This window comes from Candidatus Rickettsia mendelii (assembly GCF_057543435.1).
This window is the reverse complement of record NZ_BTGX01000017.1, coordinates 1-7,321: the sequence shown is the minus strand read 5'-3', so window position 1 is coordinate 7,321 and position 7,321 is coordinate 1. Positions and strand designations below refer to the sequence as shown.

The following is a 7,321-nucleotide window of genomic DNA, read 5'->3' as shown; positions in this document are numbered from 1 at the left end:
AATACAATAAAAACTAAATAATAATATAAAATATAATAATATAAAATCGTTTAAAATCATAAAAAATTCAAGTGATATTTTACAATTAAGTAAATTTAGTATATTGTCACTAATTAATTAATTAAAGTGCAAGAAAATAAAATGTCAGAAATTTGGGAAGATGCGATTAAGTCAAATGCTTGGCCTTTTGTTGAAGCTAAGAAAGTACTAGACAGTTTAAACGGCAAAATACCTGAAAAAGGTTATGTCTTATTTGAAACTGGTTACGGTCCTTCGGGACTACCACATATTGGTACTTTCGGCGAGAATGCTCGTATAGTTATGGTACAAAAAGCATTCCAGCAACTTTCTAGTATTCCAACTAAACTAATCTGTTTTTCCGATGATATGGATGGGCTTCGCAAAGTGCCAAGTAACATCCCGAATTCTGAAATGGTAGCAAGATATATAGGCATGCCACTTACCTCTATTCCTGATCCGTTTGGTAAATGTGAAAGCTACGGAGCTTATATGAATGCAAAACTACGTTCGTTTCTTGATAAATTTGGCTTTGAATATGAGTTTTACAGCAGTACTAAGTGTTATAAATCAGGTATGTTTGATGAAATGCTGATAAAAGTACTTGAAAAGTATGATGAAATAATGGATCTGATGCTACCGACTTTTAGAGAAGAGCGCAAAGTAACATATTCACCTTTTATGCCTATTTGTCCAAAAACTGGTAGAGTCCTGCAAGTACCTATCGAGAAGTATGATGCTAGATCAGGTACAGTAACTTATAAAGATGAAAACGGTGATGCGATAGAAGTACCAGTCACAAAAGGGCACTGTAAATTACAGTGGAAGCCAGATTTCGGTATGCGTTGGGCAGTTCTTAAAGTTGATTATGAGATGTATGGTAAAGATCACTTAGTAAATGCTTATCTTTATTCAGAAATCTGTCGTATTTTAGGTGGTAAGCCACCAGTGCAGTTATGTTATGAGCTATTCTTAGATGGAAATGGTGAGAAAATATCGAAATCAAAAGGTAACAGTATTAGTATTGATGATTGGTTAAAATATGCACCTGTTGAAAGTATGGCATTATTTATGTACCAAAATCCTACTAGAGCTAAGCGTTTGTTTTTTGATGTCATTCCTAAAAATGTTGATGAGTATATTACTTTTAATCTAAAATATCATTTAGAAGAAGATAGATCTAAGCGTTTTGCAAACCCTGTTCATCATATTCATCAGGGTGATGTGCAAAAAATTGAGACTTTTGGTATTACATATTCATTATTGCTTAATTTAGCTTCTGTATGTAATCCTTCAGATAAATCAATACTTTGGGGGTTTATTAGTAAATACGAGCCAAAAGCAACTCCAACTAGTAGTCCGTATCTTAACCGTTTAGTAGAATTTGCTATAAAATATTATAATGATTTTATAAAAGCGCATAAATCATATTTAAGTCCTACAGAAAAACATAGAATTATTTTACGTGATATTTCAGGTATGTTGTCTAGTATATCTGAGCAAACAGAAGCTGAAGCAATTCAGAAAGCAATATATGATATTGGGATGAAAGCAGGGTATAAAAATTTACGTGATTACTTTAAAGATCTATATCAAATATTGTTAGGGCAAAGTGAAGGTCCAAGGCTTGGAACTTTTATAAAGCTTTATGGTATAAAAGAAATTATCAAGTTGATAGAAGAGAAATTGTAGAGTTTTGTCATACTATTATTGCATGGCTTAGAAAAATGCTTTTGGTGTTATTCTAGCTAAGCTATAGGCAGGAATCCAGCAAATAAAGCTAAGAAAATAAAAATTTATACTTATGTTCTAATTGTAATAGCTATTTATATTGGTATTGTCAATTAATATAGTTGGGCTTATGAATATAAATAAAAAAACAGTTTAAGGTTTTATTTTAAACAAGGCGTGCTTATGTAGAAGAGTTTTCTGATAACGCTTATAAGAGAAAAAATATTACAGAAATAGAATCTTAGCTAGAGAATGAGAATGGAGTTGATAGGAAAACTAATCAAGATTAGAAGGCTTTAATTGAATAGTTTATTTCCTATAGGCTTTGCTTGTGTAGCTCTTAAAAAGCTTTTAGTGTCATTTCTATAAACACTAGAATCTGGAATAAGAAAGCTTAGTATATTGTAAGAAATTATTAAGTTTTGATGAAGTAGCATTGTTTTTTATATTTTTGACTAGATTTTTACTTTTAGCTTGAATTGCATTCAGGATATTTTTGAAGCCATGCAATAAAGTTCGACTTTCGTAGGAATGAAATACATAAAATTATTAACAAATGAACGATATTTTTTGCAGTACGTTACCAATTTTTTTAATTACTATTCTTGGTAGTATTATTAAAACTAAATTGTTAACTTCAGAGGAATTTTGGCGCGGTATTGAAAAATTATCGTATTTTGTATTATTCCCTGCTATGCTTCTTAATTATGTATCAACTACCGATTCAAGTGCTACATCGATAATTAAATTAGTAATTGCTCTTATTATTTCTACTATTCTTATTTCTTTAGGTCTTGTAATTTACCAACGAAAATATAACATAGATAAAGTACAATTTACTTCCATTTTTCAAGGATCAATTCGTTATAGTAATTATGTTTTTTTTGGAGTGGGCGCTCCATTGCTCGGCCCTAACGGACTCGCAGTAGTAGCGGTAATCTCTTCTTATATGATTATTTTTACCAATATTTTATCTGTAATGATTTTTGCCTATTATATTCCTAATAAATCTGTTTCTAATACTATTAGAACTAGTTTTATTTTAATGATTAAATTAATCGTGCGTAATCCCTTAATTATTGCGAGTTTAATTGGTTTCATTTTTAATTATTTGCATCTTGAATTACATTTAAGTCTTAAGAAAGCATTAGATAGTCTTTCAAATGCTGCTTTGGCTATTGGTATGTTAAATGTTGGGGCTGGCCTTAATTTTACTATTAGACAAGAACTTTTGCGTAATGTAATGTTTACAAGCTTTGTTAAGTTAGTTGCATTCCCATTAGTTAGTGTAATAGTGCTAGGGTTAATGTCAATTGATGGGATTAATAGATCAGTAGGGATATTATATAGTTGTCTTCCTTCTGCAAGTACAGCGTATGTTCTATCTCGTCAGCTTGGTGGTGATCCAGATTCTATGGCATCAATCATAACATTTACTACTTTTTTTTCGGTAATTACTATATCAATTATTATGTATATATTAGGATAACAAATAAAACAGGAAATTTTATAAAATGGATAAAATGAATAAAATAAATTATGCTGAAGCACTTGAGTATCATGAAAAAGATAAGCCAGGTAAAATTGCTATTTCAGCAACAAAATCACTTGTTACGCAGCAAGATTTATCACTTGCTTATTCTCCTGGTGTTGCAGCTCCATGCCTTGAAATCGCTAAAAATACTGAACAGATATATAGATATACGGCTCGAGGTAATTTAGTTGCTGTAATATCTAATGGTACAGCAGTACTTGGTCTTGGTAATTTAGGAGCTGCTGCTTCAAAACCGGTTATGGAGGGGAAAGCAGTATTATTTAAAAAATTTGCTGATATTGATGCAATCGATTTAGAAGTTAATACTGAGGATCCTGAAGAATTTATTAATGCTGTAAAATACTTAGGTTATAGTTTTGGTGGTATTAATCTTGAAGATATTAAAGCTCCTGAATGTTTTATTATAGAAGAGAAGTTGAAATCTTTAATGGATATACCAGTATTTCATGATGATCAGCACGGAACAGCAATTATTACAGCAGCAGGACTCATAAATGCTGCGTATCTTACTAATCGTAAATTTGAAGATTTAAAAATAGTTGTTAACGGTGCTGGTGCTGCTGCTATTGCTTGTATTGATTTATTAATTGCTCTTGGTGCAGATAAATCACAAATTATTTTGTGCGATACTAACGGTGTTGTTTACCAAGGACGAAAGGAAGGTATGAATAAATGGAAAGAGTTGTATGCAAGTAATACTGTGTTGAAAACTCTAGAAGAGGCATTAAATGGTGCAGACATATTTTTAGGATTATCAGTAAAAGGAGCAGTAACTAAAGAAATGGTTAGTAAGATGGCAAATGATCCTATTATTTTTGCTATGGCTAACCCTGATCCTGAAATTACTCCTGAGGAAATCAAGCTTGTGCGAGATGATGCAATTATAGCAACGGGTCGCTCTGATTATAATAATCAAATTAATAATGTTATGGGCTTTCCTTATATTTTTAGAGGAGCGTTAGATGTAAAAGCTAAGACTATTAATACAGAAATGAAAATAGCGGCAGCAAAAGCAATTGCAGATTTAGCTCGTAAACCTGTGCTAGAAGAGGTATATAAAGCTTATTCAGGACGTAAAATGGTTTTTGGTATGGACTATATTATTCCTGTACCTTTTGATCCACGTTTAATTACTGTAGTACCAGCAGCAGTTGCTAAAGCAGCAATAGAGAGTGGTGTTGCTAAAATTAAGGATTTTAATATTAGTAAATATAAAAAAGAATTAGCAAGTAGGTTAAATCCTACTTCTAACTATATGAATTTCTTATATGAAAAAATACACAATGCGCCTCTTAGACGAATTGTTTTTGCTGAGGGAGAGGAAGAAGAAGTAATTGTTGCTGCTATTATGATGAGAGATGAGAAATACGGTCATCCTATTATAATTGGTTGCACTGAACGAATTGAAACTATATTAAAAAAGATAGGTAAAGATATTAGCTTAGATGGAATTCAAATAATGAATGCAGCTTTAAGTGATCAGCTTGAGAAATATACTAATTATATGTATAAAAGACTGCAGCGCAAGGGTTATTTATATCGTGATTGTATTAAGCTTGTTAAAACAGATAAGAATATTTTTGCTGCTTGTATGGTAGCATGTGGTGATGGTGATGCTCTTTTAACAGGCATTACTAAAAGTTATGTTGATAGCTTAGAAGATATAATGAAGGTTATTTCTCCAAAGCCTAACCGTAGAATTCTAGGTTATTCAATTATGATTGCTAAAAGTAATAATATAATTATTGCTGATAATTGTATTAGCGAATATCCAAATAGCTGGGAACTAGCACAAATAGCAACTCAAACGGCAGAAATTGCTAAAAATATGGGAATTACTCCAAGAGTTGCTCTTCTTTCTTTTTCAACTTTTGGTAATTCTTCTAATGAAAAAACAGCTCGTGTTCGTGAAGCAATAAATATACTTGATAATTTTAACAAAGAGAAAATAAAGTTTAATGGTATGGATATAAATTTTGAATATGATGGTGAGATGTCAGCTAGGGTTGCATTAGATTCTGAGTTGCATAAATCATATAGATTTTGCAGATTATCAGGGCCTGCTAATGTATTAATTATGCCTGGTTTAAATTCTGCTGCTATCTCTACTGAATTACTACAAGAATTTTCATCGAATAGTTTTATAGGTCCTATAACCAATGGTTTTGAAAAACCTGTACAAATTCTGCAAGCTACAGCGACGGCTAGTGAAATACTAAAAATTGCGACTTTTGCTTGTATTGAAGTTGTAAAAGGTTTTTAATTACTATATATTAAAAATTAATTAATTTGTGAGAGGTAAAATGGACACGTTAATAAAAAAAGAAATAATTAAACTTTTTAATATTAAACCAAAAAATGGAATTGCAGAAATTAAAAAATTGTGTGCTGATAACAATGAGTATTTTGCAGAAGAAATGGCTAAATTTTTTCATGAAGAAAGAAATAATCTCAATTTAGAATTTGTTGGAGATTATCTTGGAACAGATGGAGAAGATAATAAAAAAGTATTAGAGAATTTTGTTAAACAGTTTAATCTTAAAGGAAAAGATTATTTAGAAAGTTTACGGGAATTTTTGCAATCATTTAAATTGCCAGGGGAGGCTCAAAAAATAGATAGATTAGTTGAAAGCTTTGGTTCAAAATATTATGAACAAAACTTAAATGGTGAAATAAATGGTAAAGATGCAGCATATATACTTGCTTTTCAAGTAATTATGCTTAATACCGATCTTCATAATGCAAGTATTCCTAATTCAAAAAAGATGACTTTTGAGCAGTTAAAAAATAATTTAAGAGGTACTAACGAAAATCAAAATTTTAATGATAATTTCTTGAAAAAGATATATGATGGCATAAAACAGGAACCATTTGTACTGAATTTTGTCGATAGTAGTCCTGGTTATGAAATAGATAATATAAGTTCTAAAGATGATAAAACTTTTAAAAAATTAGATAAATTTTTAGAAAATAAGAAGGATATTAAAGGTATTTTCCCTAAATTACAAAATGATAATGAATTAATAGCAGAATTTAAAAGTCCTAAAACATTACTTAATAAGTTTATCGGTTATGAAGGAAGTATAATAATTAAAGATGCTAATGGTGGTAATACAGAAATTCAAGTCTATAAACCAAATATATTATCAAGGTGGTTTTTAGGAGAAAGATCTAAAGTTATAATTCAGCCTTTAAGTGAAGAAGGAAAACAGCCTACTGAACAATCAGTACAGTTAGCAGCAAAAATTACAGCAAGTTTTGAAACTAAAGTAACATCTATTAAGGCAACATATGATTATTTAAGAGAAGATTTAAAGAATCAATATGAGAATATTATAAACCCTAGAGAAGAATTAGAAAAGTATAGTTCAATTTTAGAACTTAATAAAAATATTGAGAAAATTACAAAAAATTTACAGCAAAACGATCCACAAATATCTAGTTCTAGTAAAGAATTACTCAGTTCTAAAGTAAGTTTTGAAGATCTAATACACTCAGATCTTGGAAAAGATGTAACTGTAAACAGTAGTAAACCACTTTTATTTGATACGGAGCTTGCACAAAAAATTTTAAATAGGAAAGTAAGTGATACTTCTAAGATGCAAGCAGTGAGTGTTGAAGAAAAAGTGGATAATCATGCTAAGCGCTTAGAAGAATTAAATAAAAAATACACAGGATTAGAGAATAGAAAAAAAGAACTCGAAGCAAAGAAAGTTAGCGAAGATCTTTCTAGAGAAGAAAAGTGGAAAATTACATCAGAATTAGAATTTATTAATAAACAGTTTATAAGTATAGAAAAAGAACGTAACACTATAAATACTAGTATAGAAAGAGAAAAGCAATTTGATAATAAAAATAAATCTTTGTCTTCTATAAAAGGAGAACCTACAGCTGCAGATTTACAGCAGCAAGGTGCTATGGCAGCAATAAAACATATGAAAGGAGAGAAAATGAAACAGCAACAACTAAAAACTGCTAGTCAAACTCTACAGAATGCTACTAACGATACTATATTAC

At 30.2% G+C, this 7,321-nt stretch carries 4 protein-coding genes; all 4 read left to right on the top strand.

Annotated features, from left to right (window positions below; translation table 11 throughout):
* Window positions 1–141 precede the first annotated feature (141 nt).
* A complete protein-coding gene (locus tag AC27F4_RS03205) occupies window positions 142–1,710 on the top strand; it encodes a lysine--tRNA ligase (RefSeq protein WP_487062037.1) in 1,569 nt (522 codons plus the stop codon).
* 595 nt (window positions 1,711–2,305) lie between these two features.
* Window positions 2,306–3,238, top strand: coding sequence for an AEC family transporter (locus AC27F4_RS03200; protein ID WP_487062035.1), 933 nt, complete (start codon window positions 2,306–2,308; stop codon window positions 3,236–3,238).
* Between the two features lie 25 nt (window positions 3,239–3,263).
* Complete coding sequence (locus tag AC27F4_RS03195) at window positions 3,264–5,567, top strand: NADP-dependent malic enzyme (protein ID WP_487062033.1); 2,304 nt, start codon at window positions 3,264–3,266, stop codon at window positions 5,565–5,567.
* A 40-nt stretch (window positions 5,568–5,607) separates the two neighbouring features.
* Window positions 5,608–7,321: T4SS guanine nucleotide exchange effector RalF (gene ralF / locus AC27F4_RS03190; RefSeq protein ID WP_487062031.1), on the top strand; the 1,714-nt coding region annotated here is incomplete at its 3' end.